The organism is Kitasatospora sp. NPDC058046 (assembly GCF_042885595.1).
Classification (GTDB): Bacteria; Actinomycetota; Actinomycetes; order Streptomycetales; family Streptomycetaceae; genus Kitasatospora.
This window is the reverse complement of the sequence record NZ_JBHVRS010000074.1, coordinates 1-1,138: the sequence shown is the minus strand read 5'-3', so window position 1 is coordinate 1,138 and position 1,138 is coordinate 1. Positions and strand designations below refer to the sequence as shown.

General features: G+C 72.7%; 1 protein-coding gene. It reads right to left on the bottom strand.

The annotated features are described in order from the left end of the window. Window positions 1-1,138: hypothetical protein (locus ACFVU7_RS45140; protein ID WP_388052569.1), on the bottom strand; the 1,138-nt coding region annotated here is incomplete at both ends.

Below are 1,138 nucleotides of genomic sequence, written 5' to 3'. Positions count from 1 at the left end.
GTACTGGGCGAGGCTGGTGGAGTACCAGTCCATGGCGGCGTGGCGTTGGTCGGCGCGCAGGGCGGCTTGGCCCAGGAACTCCATGGTGTGCGCGGCCCAGTAGGGCACCCTCAGGGAGCGGAACCGCTCCAGGGCCCGGACGAGCGCGGCGGCGGCCAGATCGTGGGCGCCCGCCAGCGAGTGGGCTTCGCCGAGGTAGGCCAGCGCTCGTGAGATGTTGAGCGGGTCCGGCTCGGTCAGCCCTGAGAGCAGCGTGCAGGCCTCCTGGAGGACCGGCACTGCGGCAACGGGTTCGCCCAGCCGGGCGTGCGCCGACCCGATGAGGATCAGGGCGAGGGCCTGGCCGCGCACGTGGCCGAGCTGTCCGTAGCGGGTGGCGGCGGCGGTCAGCTGGGGCATGGCTTCGACGTAGCGGGCATCGGCGTGCAGGCACGCTCCGATGCTGCTGCTGCACTTGGCGATTGCCTCGAGGTCGCCTTCCGCGAGGGTCCGTGCGCGCTGGAGGCAGGAGATCGCCTCGTCGTACTCGCGGTTGTCGCGCAGGCCACCGGCGAGCGCGGACAGCAGCTCGCGGATGGCCACGGTGTCGCCCCAGCGCTCGGCGGCGGCCAGGCCCTGGCGGTGGATGGGAATCCACCGCTCGTGCCGGGTGTAGAGGAACAGCGGCCATGCCGCGTGGGTCACGCAGGCAGCGGCCCTGTATTCACCGTGCCTGGTGGCGGCGGTGATCGCCGGGAGCAGCGCGGGAGCCGTCGCTTCCAGCCAGGCGAGCGCCACGTGGTTGACGGCGAACCCGACGGGCTCGGCGGGTTCGTGCCGACTGGTGTGCTCCAGGACGCGGTGGTGGGGGGCGAGGACCCGGGCGGCTTCATAGGCGGTGGTGGTCAGGAAGTCCAGGTACCGCTGGAGGACGGCCGTACGGGCACCGGGGTTGTCGTTGAGAGCCGAGGCCCGGTCGGCCACCTCGGGACGGATCACGTACACCGGGCCGCGGGCGGCGACATCTGCGGTGTGCTCCAGCAGGTGCTGGGCCGTGAGCTCCCCCAGCCGTTTCCTGGTCTCGCGGGTGGGAGTGGCGGTGGAGGCGGCCACGGTGTGCACGTCCAGGTCCGGCGCCGGAAGGTGGGCGATGTCGGCG